Genomic DNA, 20,469 nt, shown 5'->3' with positions numbered 1-20,469 from the left:
CGGGAATGAAGTGGATAGAGTCGAATTGCAAACAGGAGGTTTTAGTATTGAAAGATGAAGCAGAATTAGTATTACCAGAGAAAGCCGAATTGGGCGAAGGGCCATGCTGGGACTCGCGAAATGGTGTATTGTACTGGGTGAATATTTTAGGTAAAACCGTGAATATATACAATCCGGAGACGAATAAAAATAGAGTGATTGATGTGGATCAGCTAGTAGGGACCGTGGTTCCTCGGAAGTCTGGTGGACTTGCTGTTGCTATGGAAAAAGGTTTTTATTTCTTGGACCTAGAAACCGTGCAGTTAACTGAGATTGTTGATCCCGAAAGTCAGCTGCCAGAGAACCGGTTTAATGATGGAAAGTGTGATCCATATGGACGGTTCTGGGCGGGCACACTGAGTTTGAGTGAAGAGCAAGGAAAGGGATCGCTTTACTGTTTATATCAGAATTTAAAAGTGGAGAAAAAAGTTGGTGACCTTACGATATCAAATGGCCTGGCTTGGTCACCTGATCATAAATTCATGTATTTAATCGATACACCGACTAAGAAGGTAACTCGCTTTGATTATGATGGGGAAACCGGAGCAATAGAAAATCCAGTAGCTGTCATCGAGTTTAAAGAAGGACAAGGATATCCAGATGGAATGACGATTGATGAAGAGGGAATGCTTTGGATTGCGCATTGGGCTGGAGCACAAGTCTCACGCTGGAATCCTGAGACTGGTAAACAATTGATCTCGATACCAGTTCCAGCATTGAATGTTACATCATGCACGTTTGGTGGTGCTGATTTGAAGACACTCTATATCACGACAGCAAGAAAAAATATGACGGAAGAGGAGCTGGAGAAATATCCGCTCACAGGAGGTCTCTTTAAAATAGAGACAGATGTAAAAGGAAGCCCTGCGTATTCATTTGGCGGTTAAAAAAACTAAATGATTTAATAAAAGCCAATAAGGTGAGCCGGTAGTAGAAACTATTGTGGTTTAGCCTTGTTGGCTTTTTACTTCGTAAACACCTTTAGTATGTGTCTATGAGCCGAAATATAAGGTCTATGAACTTAACTGATTACTCTATGAGTCAAACTTTGGAATCTATGAGTCAAAGTAAAAGATCTATGAAACAAACGGATTTCTATGAGCCATAAGGAATGTCCTATGAGTCAAATCTATTCGCCTATGAACCGTTATAAAAATGAAATCAATTTACTCAATTTTCAATGTAATAGCAAATGATTTAAAAACTTCTGAAAATTTCATTTACTTTTTTACCCATATAAATTACAATATCTTAGGTAAGGAAAATATTTCAAATAAAGGAGGCGTTGGACATGATTCAATTTAATTTTAAAACGATGAAAACAATTAAATGTAACGTCCAATACACAACCTTCTTTATGGTAGCCGTTTAATTTTAGTTACGTGAATCGGAGCCCCGGGATGTGTATGCATTCTGGGGCCTTTTTGTGCATTTTTTTAGTGCACACAAAAGGTCATCAAAATTCTGGTGGCCTTTTTTATTTTTATAAAAGGGGTGCTGACGATGATACAGTTCAGAAAATCGCGTGATAAAAGGTGGAATCGCTAGAACACAATAATTAAAAAACGACTGGAGGCAACAAAAATGGAAGTAATAAAACAATCAGTAATCGATCAAATTACAATCGTAGAATATGATCCGAGCTATGCAGGACGAGTCGCAGAAATGTGGAACAACAGTCGCGACGGCTGGGGCGGCGGCAACACGATCAGAACAGAAGAACAAATCCTAAAACAAGAAGCGAACTCAACAAACCTCCATTTATATTTGGCTCTTGATGGCGATAAGGTCGTCGGTTATTGCAGCCTTGGGGAGTACCGTGAAGATGAAGGCGCGCTTTATATTCCGCTTTTAAACGTAAGTGGAAATTATCATGGAAAGAAGATCGGGAAGAAGCTTGTCTTAAAAGCGCTTGAGAGAGCGATTGAAATGAAGTGGCCGCGTCTCGACCTTTATACATGGCCTGGTAATACAAAAGCAGTGCCTCTTTATAAGAAGTGCGGATTCTTTTGGGAAGATCGTGATGACACAACACACCTTATGAACTTCATGCCGTCCGTTATGCAGACGGAGGCAATCGCAGATTTTTTCAATAAAGTGAACTGGTATGAAAGCAGCACCCGAACAATTGAAGTAGTACCTGATGGAAATAAGGACAATGACTTCCATTATTATGAGTACTCTTGGGAAACGAAGAACCAAGAGAAATTAAGAATGGAGTTTGAACGTTTTGGCAGGGGACTTCGTTTAATCGAAACGGATGACTATCTGATCTTTGCTACAGTAGAGGACTTCAATCTTGTATTTGGTTCAGAATATAAGATTCAATATCGTGTTATCAATAAGTCGGGCAAACCATTAACGGTAGCGATTGAAGGGATGAACGACAAAAATATTGAGTTTCTGGTCTCTAGAGAAACAACGGTAAAAGGTGAAGACACCATTGAAGTGCCTTTTACAGTTAATCCGATTGATGAAGAACAGAGCGTTTGGCGGACACATCCAACTGTATCTGCCATGCTGACAATCAACGGAAAAAAAGCATTATTTAAAGTCGGAATCAGACATAAGTTCCCATTGAATTTGAGCTGCAAACTTTCAGATGCATTGACGTTTACAGGAAATTCATCAACGTTTTATATGGATCTAGAAAACAATTTTAATGAAGACGCTGTGTTTTCCTTTGAGCTTCCTAAGTCAGGATTAATCGATATGGAAAACCGCAAATTCTGTATTTCGTTAGCACCGAACGCAAAACAATCCGTACCTGTGAATTTTACATTGGTGAAGCATGGATTCTATTCAGCTGATCTTGAGATTACAGGTACGAAAAAAGATGGCAGCTCTGTTGTTTTCTCCAAAAAGATAGGAACTGCCTTCAAAGGGATCGGAACAAAATTTGCAGGAGAATGTGATGATTACTATCACGTGTACAACAGTCAATATCATTTAATTCATGAGAAGTTCAACAACTGGATCAAGCTTGGTAAAGGAAGTAAAGATTACAAACTGGCACTGATGTGTCCGAAGCTCGGCAAACCATTCTCGGAAGAGCTGTCACGCATACGCCCTCTGCGTGTGGAGCCGATCTTGAAAGAGGGATACGCTGGTATGAAGGCTGTCTATCGTTCAAATGCATTCCCTGGTCTTGAGCTTGCTTCCATTGTGAAATTATTCAGTGAAGGTTTGGTTGAGCAGCATTATGAAATCACGAATACAGAAGACACAGGAACAGCAGAAGAAGTTTGGCTGAACAATCCAATTTTTAGCCGTCTATTAGAGCGAGCGGTAATGCCGTATGAGGGTGAAATTTTGGCACTTAACGATTCGATGGGATCTTTTCTGGACTATTGGAAAAGCCAGAACCTTTCTGAAAACTGGATTTTCTTAAGAGGACAGAACAATCCTCGAGGGATCTCCTGGTCAAAAGATGAAAGCCTTCATTTTGCATCATGGTTTATGTATTTTGAACATAACCTTGGGAAATTGACTGCACATCAAACGGTACAGACAAAACCGGTTGTGTTTTCAATCGGTGCATTCCATGACTGGCAGTCTTTCCGCGAATATGCGGTGCAAAAGAGTGATATGCCTGCTGAGAGCCTTACGAACCATATAACTTTTTCCGTGAATGATGGGAACCCATTTGTGAGCGGAACTGAAGTAAAGGCATCTGTTAAAGATTATAAATCAGCGTTCTTTAACGGAATGATTGAAATTAAGAGGGACGATGAAATTCTTCAAAGCCACTTGTTTGCTTCAGATGAGGAAATGACAAGAGCATCGTTTGAAATTCCACTAGATGCTGAGGAATCGGTTCACGTTCTAACCTCCAAAATGAGTTTGGATTCAGTCGATATTACGCGTCAAACTGCGGCTTTTGTCATGAAGGAAACACCGGTTCTTTTCGAGAAAAGCATAAAGAGTGATTTAGAAGTTTTGTCTGTAGAAAATGGTGAGATGAAGATTTCAGCTTCTGGCCAATTTGCACCGAGTTTGTTTTCTCTTTTCTATAAAGGACAGGAGTGGATGGATACAGCATTTCCAAAACCGGCTCCGAAATCGTGGTGGAATCCATGGTTTGGAGGGATCGCAGGGCTTGTTGAAGGAACGAGTTTGAACTCTATTTTAAAAGAGGAAAGTATCGTGGAATTTGCTGAGAAAGAGGACAGCAAAGGAAACGTGTGGAAGGGCTTGAAGATATCCACAAAATACGAAAAGCATGAAACTTTTAAGGGGCTTGAGATCCATAAGTACTTCTTAATGCTGCCGGGAGTTCCCGTTCTTTGCCACACTACAGAAATTGTTCAAACGATGGGAAGTTATCTGCAGGGTAAGAATTTCTATACCGGATGCTTCTTAAATCCAGGACCAGAACTTACAAAGAACTGGGCAAGTTTCCAGAGTGAATCAGGTGAATGGGCGATGGTTTATGGCGGAAAGGGCGAACAGGAGATGACCGTTGACCAAAGCGTTGTATTCGGCAGTGATGATCATGAGAATCTGCTTCAGATTGTAGCTAATAAAAACGCCACATTTGTGGATTCTTATATCAACAAAGAAGTGATTGAGCTCGGATATGCTGAGAAACTTCACTTAGCACATGGCTCTAAGCATTTTACCGCGCCAGTATTCTATCTTTTCAATAGCAAGGTAGTTCCAGATACCGCTTTAGTAGATTTAAAGAAGATTCGTTTTTGCTAATTTCAACAAGGGAGAGAGTCCATGAAAATCATTGACGCACATATGCATTATTCGAACATTGAAAGCTTCAAGCACACGGCAATCAACCTGTCCAAACTGGATTATTCCTATGATGGAATTATAAAAGAGTACGATGATGCTGGTGTTGTTCTCGGGATTGCGATGGGGTTGACTGAGAAAGAGGTTGAGGGGTTTCCGGATCCCTTGACTGCTACACCGATGGGAATCGATTTAGAAGAGAGAATTCCTGAGAATATCTTGTACTGTGCAGGCATCAATCCGCATCATTTAGGTGAGAAGGAACTAGCAGAACTTGAAGAAACGGTGCAAAAGCCGGAAGTGGTCGGATTGAAAATCTACTTAGGCTATTATCCATTCTATGCGTATGATGAAGTGTACCAGCCGGTGTATAAGCTTGCCGCGAATTATGGTCTGCCGGTTGTATTTCACACGGGGGATACGTATTCAGAGCGGGGATTGCTGAAGTATTCTCATCCGTTGACGCTGGATGAAGTAGCTGTCATGCACCGCGATGTAAATTTTATGATGGCTCATTTTGGTGACCCGTGGACACTGGACGGAGCAGAAGTCGTTTACAAGAATCGCAACATGTATGCGGACCTTTCGGGACTGGTTGTCGGAACGAGAGAAGATATTAATAGATACAAAGATTCACCGCGGTTCTTTAACCACCTGAAGCATGCACTGACTTTTACGGATAACTATGAGAAGTTTTTGTTCGGAACAGACTGGCCGCTCGTGCCAATCCAGCCGTACATTGATTTTGTGAAAGAGATCATACCGGAAGAGCACCATGAGGATGTTTTTTATAATACAGCGGTAAAGATTTTTCCGAAGATCAGGCCGTTTTTAAAATAATTGATTGAGAGTGAGAGGGGTGATGCCTTTGGTACATGTTACTGGAATTTATCTAAAGAAGTTTACTAGAAAACAAACAGAAAGAAGGGATCACCCCTATGATTACAGGTAAAAAAGTAGAGTTGCGGCCAGTATCATTGGAAGACCATAAGCGATCGTACCATTGGCGAAACGATGAAGAAACAGCACGATTTGATGCGGGTTCGGGTCTATATCGCTATAGCCATGTACCGCTCGAACAAATTGAAGCCAGCTATGAAAAAGATATTCGTACCATTGATAAGCGGGAGGCAGGAGAATTCTCGATTTATACCCTTGGAGAAGAATCGCGGCATATCGGTTCAATCGGGTATCGGAATCTTGATATTGTTTCACGACGGTGCGTGGTCGGTCTTGGAATTGGAGAAAAAGAGCTGTGGGGCAAGGGCTATGGAACAGATGCGCTAAAAGCTTTAATCAACTACCTGTTTAAGACGATGAACTTAAGAAGAATCCAACTGGATACGTGGAGCGGCAACACGCGTGCGGTCCGTTCCTATGAAAAATGCGGTTTTGTGATGGAAGGACGTTTGAGGGACGATGCTTTTATTGATGGAAAGTACTATGACACCATTGTGATGGGGTTATTAAGAGAAGAATTTCAATATGATTCTTAATCTCACATGGTTCTTCAGTAAGATCACATAATTTTGGCGGCTCATCACATATTTTTTGCGGTCAATCACATGAAAAAGTGGCAACATCACATAAAAATTAAGGATCTTCACATGATTTAACATAATATGGAAATAAAAGGTGGGCGTTAAAGCTCACCTCTTCCTATGAAAAGGAGAGATAAGATGCTGAGAGTAATAGATTTGGAAGAACGAGATCACGAACTCATTCGTGCAGCTCAACAAGTCATTGAAAAAAATTACATATACGGCAAGCATCATATTGGAGCGGCAGTCCGCACAAAATCAGGAAGAATTCATGCGGGTGTTCACTTAGAAGCAAACGTAGGCAGAATTGCATTTTGCGGTGAAGCGATAGCGCTAGGGAAATCAATATCTGAAGGCGATCATGATATCGAAACGATTGTAGCTGTTGCACACCCACATCCGCATGAGGAAATAGAACAGTGCTGGGTCGTCGCGCCATGCGGAATGTGCCGTGAACTAATCAGAGACTATGGACAGGATACGATGGTGATTCTGCCGTATCAAGAACAGATCGTGAAATGCAATGTGATGGAGCTGCTGCCGGAAAAATATAATAGCTGAGATTAAATTAAGTAGGTGAATGAAATTGACAGTTGATTTTTATTGTGAAGAAGTGTTGAGCGGAAGGACACCTATAGAAAAAGTAATTGAAACTGAAAATGTACTGGCCTATTATCATACGCGCCCATTTTATCCGATACATATTGTTGCCATACCGAAAAAGCACATTTCATCCTTATTAACGCTTGAAGAGGATGACAATAATCTGCTTCTTGAATTGTTTAATGTTATTAAGGAAGTAGCTTCAATGATTACGGAAAAGAATGGAGCATGTAAAATCATTACAAACATTGGAAAATATCAAGATTCTAAACACCTTCACTGGCATATTGTTTCTGGTGAGCCAAACAGTTCCAAGAAAGAAGGTGATTAAATGGACTACATTTTTCTATTTTTGATTTTTGCAGCTATGTTTGCCATTTACGATGCGATTAGAAAAGTTAACAATAATATATTAAATCAGACAAAAGAAATAAAAAAATTAAACGAACATCTTAAAAACAGCAATAAAGTCATCAAAATAGAAGGATTCAAATGGGGAAAAAAAGATGAATAAAGGAAAAATTATCTTATTAAACGGTGTATCCAGCTCAGGTAAATCTACATTGGCAAAGGAACTTGTAAAGAAACTTAAGGATTATTTTCATTTTAGTATTGATGATTTTGACACCATTATTGAGACGATGGAGGACCGGAACAGCGATCATCTGATTCCTGTTCCAACTGAACATTTTTTTTATCGCAATATTGTGATGTTTTCGGATAAAGGCGTTAATCTTGTTGTTGATCAAATTTTACATAACAAAGATACCACAAAGGATTGCTATGAAATATTGAATGATTATCCTGTATTTTTTGTTGGTGTTCATTGCCCTCTTATTGAACTTGAAAAAAGAGAGAAAGAAAGAGGGGACCGACCGGTTAGGCAGGGAAAATCACAGCTGAACTATGTGCATCAGCAGGGCGAAGTTTATGATATCGAAGTGGATACGTGTGAAGAGATGGAGTCTGCTGTTGATGCTATTCTTACTAAATTGTCCGAATCCCAATCTCATAAAGGATGGGAAACGACACTTGAAAAATATTAGCAAAAAAGTTTTTGACATCTTTTAAAAAACTTCGTATACTAATAAAAATTTAACAAAAATTGGCTATGAAGAGAACGAGTAATTAAGCTGTGTTATTCCCAGAGAGCTCTTGGTTGGTGAGAAAGAGCAATAATCGTCTTAATGAAAAAAACCTCTGAGCCTTGTACGGATGCGAGGGAATCCTCGCTGATACTACAACGGGTTCTCCCGTTATAGAGATAGGGTATACGCAAGTGATTGTTTTTCATTGCCGTACCTGAAGAGGTTGATATGGTGACATGTTAACAAACTGAGGTGGTACCGCGAATGCTCATAAGCTCTCGTCCTCAAGATGAACAATCTTGGGGGTGAGGGCTTTTTTGTTTTTTTTTATAAAAAATGGAGAGGTGATGAAAGATGCATTGGGCATATCGAATAGCAGAAATATTAATCAGAAAACATCCTGGGCGAGAAACTTTTGTTTGCGCTTCCGGAATCAGTCCATCAGGTTCCGTTCATATTGGAAACTTCCGTGAAGTTGTTACAACTTATTTTGTAGTGAGGGCTCTACAGCAGTTAGGTAAGGAAACACGCTTCATATTTTCGTGGGATGACTTTGATCGTTTCCGTAAAGTTCCGAAAAATGTAGATTCTTCATTCGAACGATACATTGGCATGCCATACTCTGAAATTCCTTGTCCATTTGGGTGTCACAACTCCTATGCGGAACACTTTGAAAAAGAGTTTGAGCAATCGTTGATAGCATTTGGCTTTATGCCGGAGTTCATCTATCAAAACAAGGAATACACATCCAAACGATACAATACAAACATCCTTCATGCATTAAAAGAGAGAAAGCGAGTTTACGACATTCTCATGAAATATAAGACAGGAGAAGCGAGTGAGGAGGATCGTGAACGGTTTTATCCTGTGAATATTTATTGTGAAAACTGCCGAAAAGATACGGTAACTGTCACAGGCTTTGAAAATGAAAGGGTAGATTATCAATGTTCATGTGGTCATGCAAACAAAGTGGAAGTTCTGGAAGCCACCAATGTGAAATTGAACTGGAAAGTCGATTGGCCGATGAGATGGATGCTAGAAGATGTGGTGTTTGAACCAGGCGGTCGGGATCATTCTTCCGAGACAGGGAGTTTTAAGGTTTCAAGTGAAATGGTTTCAACAGTTTTTAACCAAGAGGCTCCACATTATGAACCTTATGATTTTATAAGTATTAAAGGGACAGGGGAAAAGATGTCCAGTTCATCTGGGAACAACATTACACCTGCTGAGTTGTTAAAAGTCTATACCCCGGATGTCATCCTATTTATGTTTGCGAAATATAATACGAATGCTGCGTTTCATATCGGACTGGATGAGGATGTGATTCGGAACTATACGGAATATGAGAGATTTAGAGATGCTGAACCAGCGCACTTGAAGGAAGAGATCAAAGTTGCTTTAGACTTGTCTGTAGTTACACCGAGACCTTTTAAAAGTCCAAAGTTTGCTCAAGTTGCGAGTATTCTTCCACTGGTGAATTTTGATGCTTATATAGTTAGAGATGTGCTTAATCGGACAGGCGAAGCTTACACTTTAGAAGCTGTTCAGGAAGTTTGTGAAAGAGCACAATATTGGCTTCGAAACTGGTGTCCGGAAAAAGTGATTACGATAAACAATAATAAAAATCTCAAATATTATGAGACACTAACAGCTCAGGAACAAATGTGGGTGAGTAGGTTTGTGAAAATAATGGAAGAAGGTGGTTTTGAGCTGTCTGAAGAGAGTTTTATGCGAAAAGTATACGATATTTGTCACGTCGATGATCCAAAGGAGAAAAGAAACAACCAAAAAAGGTTGTTTACCATCATCTATGAACTGGTTTTGAACAACAACAGTGGTCCTCGCATTCCTTTACTGGTTCATTCAATAGGCAGGGAACGATTGAAAGCATTGTTAGACTTCTAATTATTGTTTATTACAGGGTAATCTGAAATTTATCCACGGTAAATTGAATTTTATACAAGGTAATTTGAAATATATCCACACATAAAAAAATTTAAACGATTTTCGACAAACTGCGACTATACTGACCCCATAAAAAAGATGACCCCAAAAGGTCATCTTTTCCTTATTTCTTCAATTCCTGCCCCATGCCTTTTAAGAAATGAAGGCCAAAGCCGATTGCTCGGTTAATGTCAGGGTCTTTCAGAGACTTAACAAGATCGAATGCTCCAATCTTTTGTTCACTCTCCACAAATGTTTCACCTTGCTTCAAACCAGAAACGACGCTATCGAGAAGTTTCACGGTTACTTCTGGATCCATCTTCGTCAGGACGCCAGCTGCACCCATCAGATTGTTTATCATGTTCGTGACCGGTTCGCGTGAGGCTTGACCTAGTGCGATACTTGCAATCTTGTCTTTTGCTTCAAGCATGGCATTGGCTGCTTCCAACGCGCCTATCTTATCGAGCTCTCCAATAAAATCGAGCGCCTTTGTTAAGGCTGCGTCTTTTTCCGCTAATGCTTTTTGAAGTTCGGCGAGTTTTTCCTGCTGGATCTGTTCTTCTGTTTTTACATTCTTCTTAACAACTGTAATCGGTTCTGCCATATCAAATCAGCCCTCCTACACTTCATCCGTCAGGTGGACATAGCCAGGACGGTTCCATTTTCTATCTACTTCCACGCCATTTTGCGGATAACGTTTCTTGTTTCTCGGGTTGTTGCCAGGCAGCTTCACTTCGCCTTCACGACTGATGATCTCCATTCGAACTTTTGTCTGCTTGTAAGCAGGTGTACGTGTTCGGTGGTCAACGGCCGGACCGGTAAGGAAGTTGATGGCGGACTCTTTATCCACCGAGTTCATGGGCAGATACAGCTCGTTGTTTTTTACACGGTCGGTAACAAGTGCATTCAGCTTAACGGCACCAAAAGGAGAGATAAGCCGGACGACCGAACCATCAATCAAACCGCGTTCCTCGGCAAGACTTGGCGATACTTCAACAAACACATCAGGCACTTTATGCTGAATTCCTCTCGATTTGTTCGTCAGGTTACCTTCATGGAAGTGCTCCAGCATACGCCCGTTGTTGATGTGCAGGTCAAATTCTTCAGGGAACTCAGCTGGCAGCATCCAGTCAGAAAGTGCAAAGCGCGCTTTTTTATCAGGGAAGTTAAAGCCATCTGTATAAAGAAGCGGTGTGCTCTTGCCGCTGAAATCTCCCCAAAGAAAGCTGCCCCAGCCCTCAAGAACGTCATAGTTAGCTTCACCAAACAACGGTGCTAATGACGCCATCTCTGCAAAAATCTCGCTTGGGTGCGAGTAGTTCCAGTCAGCTCCCATACGGATGGCAATCGCCTGGATAATTTCCCAGTCCGGCCGTGAACCGCCAGTTGTCGGAAGCGCTTGGTATAATCGCTGAACACGGCGTTCCGTATTCGTGAACGTTCCCTCTTTTTCTAAGGAAGGCGCCGCTGGTAAAATCACATCTGCATATTGAGCGGTCTTCGATAAGAAAATATCTTGAACAACAAAGAAATCAAGCTGAGACAGCATGTCATGGACGTGGTTCGAGTTAGAATCCACTAGAGCCATGTCTTCACCGATCAAGTACATCGCCTTGATCTCGCCTTTCCCGATTCCTTCAACCATTTGGATGTTGTCTTTTCCTGGTTTGCCGTCGATCGATACGCCATACGCTTTTTCAAATTTTGCACGGGCGACATCATCGGTAATGTGCTGATAGCCAGGCAGCCATGCTGGAAGGCTACCCATGTCACACGCGCCTTGAACGTTGTTATGTCCACGAAGCGGATAAGCTCCAGCACCAGGTCGGCGATAGTTTCCAGTTGCTAAAAGGAGGTTCGAAATGGCAGCTGACGTATCACTTCCGCCCGTGTTCTGCGTAACACCCATGCCCCATAGGACACATGTGCCATCAGCGTCACGGATCATTTTCGCCACATCGATCAATGTCTCTTGCTTCAAACCTGTGATCTCTTCTGCATATTCAAGAGTGTACTTCTCTAAAACTTCCTTAAATTCATCAAGGAAATGAACGTTATCATCAATAAACTTCTGATCGTGCCAGCCTTGATCGATGATGTACTTTGTAACGGCCATCAGCCACACCTGATCGGTTCCTTGTTTTGGACTTATAAAAATGTCCGAACGCTCAGCAAGTTCATGTTTACGAAGATCAGCGACGATCAGTTTTTGACCGTGGAGCTTGTGTGCACGTTTCACACGAGTCGCAAGTACAGGATGACCTTCTGTCGGGTTCGCACCAACAACAATAACAAGTCCGGCTTCAGCGATATCTTGAATCGTACCGGCGTCACCACCCATACCGACTGTTCGGAACAGACCGTCTGTTGCAGGTGACTGACAATAACGAGAGCAGTTATCTACGTTGTTCGTTCCGAAAACTTGTCGTGCCAGCTTCTGCATCAAATAGTTTTCTTCATTCGTAATTTTAGATGAAGATACGAACCCAAGAGCATTGCTTCCGTAATCTTGTTTGATCTGGCTCATCTTACTCGCAATCAAAGATAGCGCTTCATCCCAAGTTGATTCTACAAACACTCCGTCTTTACGGATAAGAGGAGTAGTCAGGCGTTCCTCAGAATTCACGAAATCCCAACCGAATTTTCCTTTTACACATGTGGAGATTGCGTTAACAGGGCCTTCACTCGGCTCTACTTTTAAAATTTTTCTGCCTTTTGTCCATACTTCGAACGAACAGCCGACACCGCAGAACGTACAAACCGTTTTCGTCTTTTTCGTACGCGTCTCACGCATAGCAGCTTCCACTTCAGACACAGCAAAAATACCGCTGTAGCCTGGTTCAACTTCTTTTACAAGTTCGACCATCGGCTCAAGAAGATCTTCCTTCAATCCGGTCATGAAACCAGCTTCACCGAGCATGGATTTTTCCATTAAGGCGTTGCACGGACAAACCGTTACACACTGTCCGCAGCTGACACAAGAGGACTCGTCGATACTCGATCCAGCATCCCAAATAACACGCGGGCGTTCACGTTCCCAGTCGATCGAAAGGGTCTCGTTCACCTGGAGGTTCTGACATACTTCAACGCACTGGCCGCACGTGATGCACTGGTTTGCATCATAACGGTAGAACGGGTGAGACATATCGATATCCACCGTTTCTTCTTTTGGCGAGTAGGGAATAGACTGATGTTCGATTTCCATCAGTTCAGCCGTGTTATGCAGTTTGCAGTTTCCGTTGTTGTTATCACAGACTGTGCAATAGAGAAGGTGATTTTCCAAGAGGCGGTCCATCGCCTGATTTTGTGCATCCTTCGCTCGAGAGGAGGAGCGTTCAATGCTCATGCCGTCTAGTGCCATCGTCGAGCACGAACGCATCAGTTTGCCATCTACCTCAACGATACATGTGTCACACGTCTCGATCGGATCCACTTGCGGTGTGTAGCAAATTTGAGGATGAGGCAGTTCATTTTTGTTGATGATATCCAGGATGGACGTTCCAGTTGGTGCTTCGTACGCCTTCCCGTCAATCTTGATTTGAATCATTTTATCCATTTCAGACCTTCCTTTCAAATATGAAAGTACAAAAAAATCCACCACGAAAGCACAGATTCTATGAAGCGCAGAAAATGTGTATCATGGTGGAATAGTTTAATAGCAGAACTTACTATTGAGCCAATCCAACATATTATGTAATTCGGTAAGAGGGAAGAAGAACAAAACATTATTCCTGCATCCAACTTTTCTCCTCTTATTATAGCGTTTTCATAGAAAAAGAACAATGAATCTTCAAAGCTTGCTAAATTTTTTCACGTGCGAAAAGTAAGTACATCATGTATGATTAGTAAAAAATGGAGAAACAGTGGTGATGGTTCAAATGTCTAAGAAGGTACATGACTTTAATGATATTATCCGAAAGCTGCGCAAGAACCTATTAGGAAAGGGTCCAGAAAAAATACACACAGTCTTTGTTGAAAACATGGCGATCTCGACCATGTACGGCAACTTGACTCCGACTGAGAAGTTTATTGCGAGAACATCTGAAGGCAAAGAAATGGTGCATGCAGCCAGAACGCGCCTCATCCAGGATATTTATGCAACAGCACCGCCGGAAGGATTAGAAGATGTGACGGGTGCAAAGTTTGTATATCTGTTCTCAGATTTTAAAGTTGATGAAGACATGGCCGTATCTGTATTTGTTTTCGATAAACCCATCGCTTAAGGGGGAAACCACTCATGAAACCTGTTGTAACAAAACGCGAAGTGCTTCATTATAAAAGGGGTGAAGCGTCTCATGTTGAGGACACCATCGTAACCGAACTTCCAGTGACGATCAAAATCAACGGGGAAGAATTCGTGACGATGGTCTGCAGTCCGGAGTACATAGAAGACATGGTTGTCGGCTATCTTGCATCAGAAGGCATTATACGAAACTATAAAGATATTAAAGACATCTGGATACAAGAGGACGGAAGCTATGTTCATGTGACGACGGATCGGCTCAATCCCCTATATCAAAATCTGCAGAATAAGAGATACATAACCTCGTGCTGTGGAATGAGCAGACAAGGTTTTGTGTTTGCGAACGATGCGCTTACGGCAAAGAGCATGAACGAGGTTCGGGTAAAGGTAACGCCTGAGGATTGTTTTCGGTTAATGAAGGAGATGCAGGGAACAGCTGGTGTTTTTCAAGAAACAGGCGGTGTTCATAACGCAGCACTTTGTGATGTGAACGGAATCGTGCTGAGCCGGATGGACATTGGACGCCATAATGCTCTTGATAAAATCTACGGCTATTGCCTGAAGAATGATATTTTCATAGGGGATAAGATCCTTGTTTTCAGCGGGCGAATTTCATCAGAGATCTTGTTGAAGGTAGCGAAGATCGGATGCGAGATCGTGCTGTCCAAATCTGCGCCAACAGAATTTGCCCTGCAGTCGGCAGAAGAACTCGGAATTACGACGGTTGGGTTTATCAGAGGTGACTCGATGAATGTGTATACGAGGCCGGAGAGGATTATACATTAGAGCTGAGGATGAATCCTCAGCTTTTTAAAATTTTCGTTTTTTAGAGAGTTTTTATAAAATAGCGAACGAAATTTGTATTTCTTGCCAATAGATAGTGTAAAGCAAAGGAGGGATGCAAGTGGATACCCAAAATGAGTGTGGGAAACTGATAGAACTTACGCTGTCTGGCAGTAAAGATGCATATGGAGAAATCTATGAAAAAACTGTACAGGATGTTTACCAAACGGTCCATTTCTTATTGGAAGAAAAAGCAGATGTCGATGATGTTGTTCAAGAAGTATATGTTCAAGTCTATAAAAGTTTAAGCCGTTACGATCAAAGTAAGCCGTTTCGACCATGGTTAAAAGGGATAGCAATTAAACAGATTTCTGCATATCGAAGAAAACGATGGCTCGGCTTTCGAAACACTAAGAAGGTTTTACAGCAGCCGATTGAGATTGAAAAAGATTTTTCCGGTGAAGTAATAGACAAAATTTCAAATAAGCAGCTCGTTCAGCTAGTGGATAAACTTCCATTTAAATTAAGACAGGTAATTATTCTCCGTTACTTAAATGAACATTCTCAAGAAGAAGTAGCTGCCATTTTAAAAGTACCGATTGGAACAGTTAAATCCAGAATACATTCTGCGCTAAAAAAGCTGCGTGAACATGAGCAGAGTGAAAATATATTTTTGAGAAAGGTGGAGAACATCTAATGCAGCATGTAAACCAACTCAAAAAAGCTTTGCAAGACGAGGGCATGAAACTAAGTCCGCCTCCAGAACTAAAGCGGAAGGTATTGAGCCAAATCTCAACCCATAAGGGATTGGGGATGAAAAAACGTGCAGCAGCTTTGCTCATTGCACTATTTATTATTCCAACTAGTGCGTTTGCGTACCAATCCATTTTGGCGGATGGCGTGTATGGCTCGTTTGAAAACGTAAAGAAACATATTGCTACAGCTACCTTTGAAGGATATATGATGTTTGATGCAAAATTATCTCAGGCAAAGGGTGAACTTGGTGAAAAGGATTATGAGGCATTTAGACATTCAATAAATATATTAACAGATGCCAAACTTGAGTATGGAGATAAATATGGCAATATTAATTTTGAGTTGATGACCAAAAAAGAAAAAGAAAAAATAAGAAACACATCATTTGTTCTGCAACCATATTTTGATCGGTTAAATGGAGATGTCTCAAGCAAAGAATTGTTATCACCTTATGAATACTCACTTTTTATCGATGCGCTTATCACATATGAAACAATTCTTGCCAAAGCGGAGATCAACACAAGTGACGGGCCAGTTGAGATTGAAAGGTTGCCTGCAGAACTACAGGATCAGTTTGCTATGGCAAGTAATATGATCCAGCATGTGTACAGTTTGCAAAAGGAGTATAAAGAAAGTCACTAAAAAACAGTCCTGCAATTGGCAAAACTGCTTTTTAAGATTTAGTTATGCACCTGTAACTTATTTCCGCTAGGATCAATGAAATGGAAATAGCTGTGCCCGTTGTCTTCTAGAATGTCATCCACTTTCACATTTTGATTTGTTAAATAGGTATGCAGCTTATTGATATTTGAAGTTGTAAATCCTATTGAAAATTCAGCCTGTCCATTTATGGTAAAATGCCCTCTGGAATCGTGATCAGCCTTTACTAAAATAAGCAGAGGTCCAGACTTCAGTTCTATAACAGCAAGTTTTTCATCGCTGTGCCTTAATTGAAATCCTAAACATTCCGTGTACCATGTTATTGACTCTTGAAGGTCAATGACAGGTATCCTAAAGTAATGCATCTCATGGATTAATGATTCACTCATCGTTATTCCTCCTTAATTTTCTAACAACATATTTCGGTAATAAATGACTTAATCCTTCAAAAAAATAAAGCAGTCCTGCTTACAGAGAGCAGAGCTGCTTCATGCTTTTTACCAGCTGCGCTGTTCCCACTGGCTATCGATTACTATTAATCTCTCTTTATTTCCTATCGAATCAGTGGCGTACACATCATCCACATACCAGCCTCTGCCGTTTACAGAACCATCCGTCTGATAGAGGAAACGGACGAATTTTGTTCCATCAGGAAGATCCACTTTTTCGTGCGACCATTTTTCATCCTTACCGGTGTATACTTCAAGCAAGTCTGTCCACGTTTCGCCATCTTCTGAAACTTGGACAATTCCTTTGTCACTGCCTGTTTCGATGCTGAACCAGTTTTGGAAGTGAAGTGTATTGTGGCTATCTTCAAGTTTAAAAGTTAAATTCTTTGCAAGTTTGTCGCCATACCCTGCAAACCACGCTTTATCTTTTTGATCCATTGCAACTGAAATGGAATCACCAGCGTATTGTGCGACTTGGCGTCTGATCGGATTCATTGAAACGGTTGCCCGGGAAGGATGCACACGGTTCGTTAATGTTAAAACGATCATCTGATTTTTCGGTGAAACGACCATGGATGTACCAGTATATCCGGTATGACCAAGTGTTTCTTCGTTAGATAATGAGTCCATGTACCAGCCTTGATTCAATTCCCAGCCGAGTCCGTGTGAGTTGCTAGGAAACTGAGGAAGCTGGTTTTCAGTTAATAAGCGAACTGTTTCTGGCTTGAGAATTTGAGTCGAACCATATTTTCCTTTTTGTAAAATCATATGGCCAAATACGGCGAGATCTTTAGCAATTGAAAATACACCTGCGTGTCCTGCAACTCCATCCAGACTCCATGCGTTCTCGTCATGAACACTGCCCCATACCATGCCGCGTCCGATGTTCGGCTGATATTCTGTAGCAGCTACTCTGTCACGAAGAGAAGCAGAAGGGTTGTACATCGTATCCTTCATACCGAGCGGCTCGGTGATGTTTTCTTTTACGAATTCATCAAGTCTTTGTCCTGACAGTCTTTCAACTAAAACTCCAAGTGTGATGAGGTTGAGGTCACTATATGTATAGGTAGTGCCAGGCTGGTATTTCAGCTGATATTTTAACGCGATCTGGAGCCTGTCTTCACGGTTCGTTCCCATGTTGTAAAGTGGGATCCACGCTGTGAAACCAGAGGTATGTGTCATGATCTGCCTGATTGTTACTGATTCTTTTCCGTTCTCGTTAAACTCTGGAATATACTTTCCGACGGGGTCATCCAGCTCGAATTTTCCTTGTTCATACAGCTGCATAGCAGCTGTAGTAGTAAAAAGCTTTGAAATGGAGGCGATGTCAAAGATTGTATCCTTTTTCATCTCTACAGGGTTTTCCATTTCCGTAAACTGATCGTCTGTATAGCGAGCGGAGTATCCATAAGCATCATGCTTTGCGATGCTTCCGCTGCGTGCAACAAGAACAACCGCACCCGGCATCGTCCGTTTCTCTATTTCACTTTTGATAAAAGAATCGATCTTCTGAAGCGGTTCTCTTTTAAGTGAAGCGCTTTCAGGAGTTCCCGGATGAAGGATAGCAGACGGCTGAACAGGACGGTTCCAATCTCCTGGTTTAATTTGATTGTTAATTGAAGAATCTTCGGCAAAAATTGCAGGGGTTACACTGGATAAAAGCATGGCTGTACTTAACATGGTACAAACTAATACGCGTTTTCCTCTCATATATACATCTCCTTATTCTGAAAATTCTTACACTTTATTACAGTATCAATCCAGAAAAGGGCTGTCCATCACTCAGAAGACCCACAGCACAAGGACCTATAGAATTGTCAGAATTGTTTGGGGCCTGTCCCGGGTCTGTCCCGGGACAGGCCCCTTTTAATTTTGAAGGAACATTTTGTCTTTTATCGAATTCTATATAAACGGCAAACTTGAAAGGAGATTATTGTGCTTCTACAGCTTACCCCTGCATTTATCACGTTTTTATTAACGGTTCTTATAGCACCTATATTGATTTTTACTCTTAAAAGATTAAAGCTGACCCAGCCTATTCGGATGGAACTTCCTGCAGATCATCAAGAAAAGAAGGGAACACCACTCATGGCGGGGAGTGTATTCTTCGTAGGAATCATAGTCGCTTTGTTTTATTACACAAGTCCCAGCATGCTCTTTTTGGTAGGTACATTTATTTTATTTAGTTTTATAGGTTTTCTTGATGACTTTTGGAAGGCGTCAAAACAAGATCCTGGCGGGGTGTCGGGGAGAACAAAGCTTATCTTTCAATTTGGATTTACGATTTTGCTCTTATATATTGGTATTGATCTGTTCAACATTGATACAAGCATCAGGGTGACGGATTCCTTTCACATTGTTTTGCCATACATTCCATATCTTGTGATTATCACACTATTTATCGTAGGTACCGCCAACGCGATCAATTTTACTGACGGGATGGACGGGCTATTGGGCATGGTTGCAATCCCTACATACTTCTTTTTCTTTGTGATCACTGAGAATACAGAAGTGAAAGTTTTTTGTTTAGTCATGATAGCGACCATTCTTGGTTTCTTAATCTATAACTTATATCCGGCAAAAGCGTTTATGGGGGATACAGGTTCTTTAGCGATAGGAGGGACGTTGTCATTTCTCGCAATCATTGAAAACGTAGAAATCTTGATTCCCGTCCTATTTATCATTTATCTTGCCGAACAGCTATCTGTCATCATTCAAGTAGCCTATTTTAAAAGGACGAAGAAGAAACTGTTCAGCTTTACGCCAATACATTACCATTACGGTATAAAACATGGCTGGTCTGAAAATATGATCGTTACCGTATTTGCCATGGTCTCATGGGCTGCGTGTGGAATATGCCTGATTTATTTTGAAATGTTTATGTAGTTTTGCTCGTTTCTATAAGATTGTTGCTTGAACATCACAGTAAGACTTGTCTCTTAATTAAATTATAATATCTATTATGAGCTAAACAATAAGGGGGAATGAATATGACAACCACTACCGGTATAAAGGAATTGTCACTCGAACAGCGTGAAGAATTACTGCAAACACTGAAAACCCGTTTTGAGAAAAACATGGATCGTCATAAAGACCTTGAGTGGGACAAAGTCCAAGCAAAGCTGGCAGCTAATTCTGAAAAACTGTGGTCACTCAATGAGATGGAAAGAACTGAAGGGGAACCTGATGTTGTTGATTACGATGAAAAGAAGGACGAATACGTTTTTTATGACTGTTCGGCGGAGAGTCCTAAAGGCCGCAGAAGTGTTTGTTACGACCGTGAAGCACTGGAAGCGAGAAAAAAACATAAACCAGAGAATAGCGCTATTGATATGGCAGCTGAAATGGGCATTGAACTTTTAACGGAAGAACAATATCGGGCTTTGCAGAAACATGGAAACTTTGATAAGAAAACGTCCAGCTGGGTACAAACCCCTTCAGATATTAGAAAACTAGGCGGAGCTCTTTTTTGCGATTATCGTTTTGGGCATGTCTTCGTGTACCACAATGGAGCAGATTCCTATTATGCTGCAAGGGGTTTTCGCGGCTCGCTAAAAGTCTAATCCAAAAATAACGTTAAAAAACGCTTGGATTTTTTAGTCCAAGCGTTTTTTTATTTT

The 20,469-nt window shown here is 41.2% G+C and carries 19 protein-coding genes and 1 other annotated feature; of the genes, 15 read left to right on the top strand and 4 right to left on the bottom strand.

The annotated features are described in order from the left end of the window. Positions 1-47 precede the first annotated feature (47 nt). The 9 genes from ACFW35_RS14475 (at position 48) to lysS (ending at position 9,919) form a co-directional block, all read left to right on the top strand. Positions 48-926: an SMP-30/gluconolactonase/LRE family protein gene (locus ACFW35_RS14475; protein WP_379846677.1), complete on the top strand. Its 879-nt coding sequence runs from the start codon at positions 48-50 to the stop codon at positions 924-926. A 697-nt stretch (positions 927-1,623) separates the two neighbouring features. Then, a complete protein-coding gene (locus ACFW35_RS14470) occupies positions 1,624-4,743 on the top strand; it encodes a GNAT family N-acetyltransferase (RefSeq protein ID WP_379846675.1) in 3,120 nt (1,039 codons plus the stop codon). Positions 4,744-4,764: 21 nt separating this feature from the next. Then, entirely contained in the window at positions 4,765-5,622 is an 858-nt protein-coding gene (locus ACFW35_RS14465; RefSeq protein ID WP_379846673.1) for an amidohydrolase family protein, read from the top strand. A gap of 98 nt (positions 5,623-5,720) precedes the next feature. Then, a complete protein-coding gene (locus ACFW35_RS14460; protein WP_379846671.1) occupies positions 5,721-6,278 on the top strand; it encodes a GNAT family N-acetyltransferase in 558 nt (185 codons plus the stop codon). A gap of 183 nt (positions 6,279-6,461) precedes the next feature. Continuing rightward, the gene (locus ACFW35_RS14455; RefSeq protein ID WP_379846669.1) at positions 6,462-6,884 is read left to right on the top strand and encodes a cytidine deaminase; all 423 of its coding nucleotides are present in this window, start codon (positions 6,462-6,464) and stop codon (positions 6,882-6,884) included. Positions 6,885-6,909: 25 nt separating this feature from the next. After that, positions 6,910-7,257 (top strand): HIT domain-containing protein, encoded by a 348-nt coding sequence (locus ACFW35_RS14450; protein ID WP_379846668.1) that lies wholly within the window; start codon positions 6,910-6,912, stop codon positions 7,255-7,257. Then, the gene (locus tag ACFW35_RS14445; protein ID WP_379846667.1) at positions 7,258-7,440 is read left to right on the top strand and encodes a hypothetical protein; all 183 of its coding nucleotides are present in this window, start codon (positions 7,258-7,260) and stop codon (positions 7,438-7,440) included. It abuts the gene before it with no gap. Further along, positions 7,433-7,972, top strand: a complete 540-nt coding sequence (locus ACFW35_RS14440; protein WP_379846665.1) for a chloramphenicol phosphotransferase CPT family protein — start codon at positions 7,433-7,435, stop codon at positions 7,970-7,972. The genes ACFW35_RS14445 and ACFW35_RS14440 overlap by 8 nt, the downstream gene beginning before the upstream one ends. A gap of 56 nt (positions 7,973-8,028) precedes the next feature. Further along, positions 8,029-8,303, top strand: a binding site (T-box leader). A 65-nt stretch (positions 8,304-8,368) separates the two neighbouring features. Then, a complete protein-coding gene (gene lysS, locus ACFW35_RS14435) occupies positions 8,369-9,919 on the top strand; it encodes a lysine--tRNA ligase (RefSeq protein WP_379846664.1) in 1,551 nt (516 codons plus the stop codon). A 163-nt stretch (positions 9,920-10,082) separates the two neighbouring features. Here the strand turns inward: lysS and ACFW35_RS14430 are convergent, their stop codons facing one another. Continuing rightward, positions 10,083-10,562 carry a DUF1641 domain-containing protein gene (locus ACFW35_RS14430; protein WP_379846662.1) on the bottom strand — a complete coding sequence of 160 codons (480 nt, stop codon included), beginning with the start codon at positions 10,560-10,562 and terminating at the stop codon, positions 10,083-10,085. Positions 10,563-10,577: 15 nt separating this feature from the next. Continuing rightward, the gene (gene fdhF / locus ACFW35_RS14425; RefSeq protein WP_379846661.1) at positions 10,578-13,514 is read right to left on the bottom strand and encodes a formate dehydrogenase subunit alpha; all 2,937 of its coding nucleotides are present in this window, start codon (positions 13,512-13,514) and stop codon (positions 10,578-10,580) included. Between the two features lie 322 nt (positions 13,515-13,836). On the opposite strand from fdhF, the gene ACFW35_RS14420 reads away from it, so the two are divergent. The 4 genes from ACFW35_RS14420 (at position 13,837) to ACFW35_RS14405 (ending at position 16,382) form a co-directional block, all read left to right on the top strand. Next, the gene (locus ACFW35_RS14420) at positions 13,837-14,181 is read left to right on the top strand and encodes a DUF2294 domain-containing protein (RefSeq protein WP_077363750.1); all 345 of its coding nucleotides are present in this window, start codon (positions 13,837-13,839) and stop codon (positions 14,179-14,181) included. 14 nt (positions 14,182-14,195) lie between these two features. Further along, positions 14,196-14,987, top strand: a complete 792-nt coding sequence (fdhD, locus tag ACFW35_RS14415; RefSeq protein ID WP_379846659.1) for a formate dehydrogenase accessory sulfurtransferase FdhD — start codon at positions 14,196-14,198, stop codon at positions 14,985-14,987. Between the two features lie 112 nt (positions 14,988-15,099). Continuing rightward, positions 15,100-15,681, top strand: coding sequence for a sigma-70 family RNA polymerase sigma factor (locus ACFW35_RS14410; RefSeq protein ID WP_379846658.1), 582 nt, complete (start codon positions 15,100-15,102; stop codon positions 15,679-15,681). A gap of 116 nt (positions 15,682-15,797) precedes the next feature. Then, positions 15,798-16,382, top strand: a complete 585-nt coding sequence (locus tag ACFW35_RS14405; protein WP_379846656.1) for a DUF3600 domain-containing protein — start codon at positions 15,798-15,800, stop codon at positions 16,380-16,382. A 38-nt stretch (positions 16,383-16,420) separates the two neighbouring features. On the opposite strand, the gene ACFW35_RS14400 is transcribed toward ACFW35_RS14405, so the two are convergent. Then, a complete protein-coding gene (locus tag ACFW35_RS14400; protein ID WP_379846655.1) occupies positions 16,421-16,789 on the bottom strand; it encodes a VOC family protein in 369 nt (122 codons plus the stop codon). Positions 16,790-16,897: 108 nt separating this feature from the next. Then, entirely contained in the window at positions 16,898-18,559 is a 1,662-nt protein-coding gene (locus ACFW35_RS14395; RefSeq protein WP_379846653.1) for a serine hydrolase domain-containing protein, read from the bottom strand. 225 nt (positions 18,560-18,784) lie between these two features. Here ACFW35_RS14395 and mraY point away from each other — a divergent pair, with 225 nt between their 5' ends. Both mraY and ACFW35_RS14385 read left to right on the top strand, forming a co-directional pair. Continuing rightward, complete coding sequence (gene mraY / locus ACFW35_RS14390; protein ID WP_379846651.1) at positions 18,785-19,735, top strand: phospho-N-acetylmuramoyl-pentapeptide-transferase; 951 nt, start codon at positions 18,785-18,787, stop codon at positions 19,733-19,735. A 104-nt stretch (positions 19,736-19,839) separates the two neighbouring features. Beyond that, entirely contained in the window at positions 19,840-20,412 is a 573-nt protein-coding gene (locus tag ACFW35_RS14385) for a DUF4256 domain-containing protein (RefSeq protein WP_379846650.1), read from the top strand. Positions 20,413-20,469 lie beyond the last annotated feature (57 nt).

The sequence above is a fragment of the Fictibacillus sp. NPDC058756 genome (assembly GCF_042746035.1).
In the GTDB taxonomy this organism is placed as follows: domain Bacteria; phylum Bacillota; class Bacilli; order Bacillales; family Fictibacillaceae; genus Fictibacillus.
Note: the sequence above shows the minus strand (reverse complement) of the source record. Positions and strands in the feature narration are given on the sequence as shown.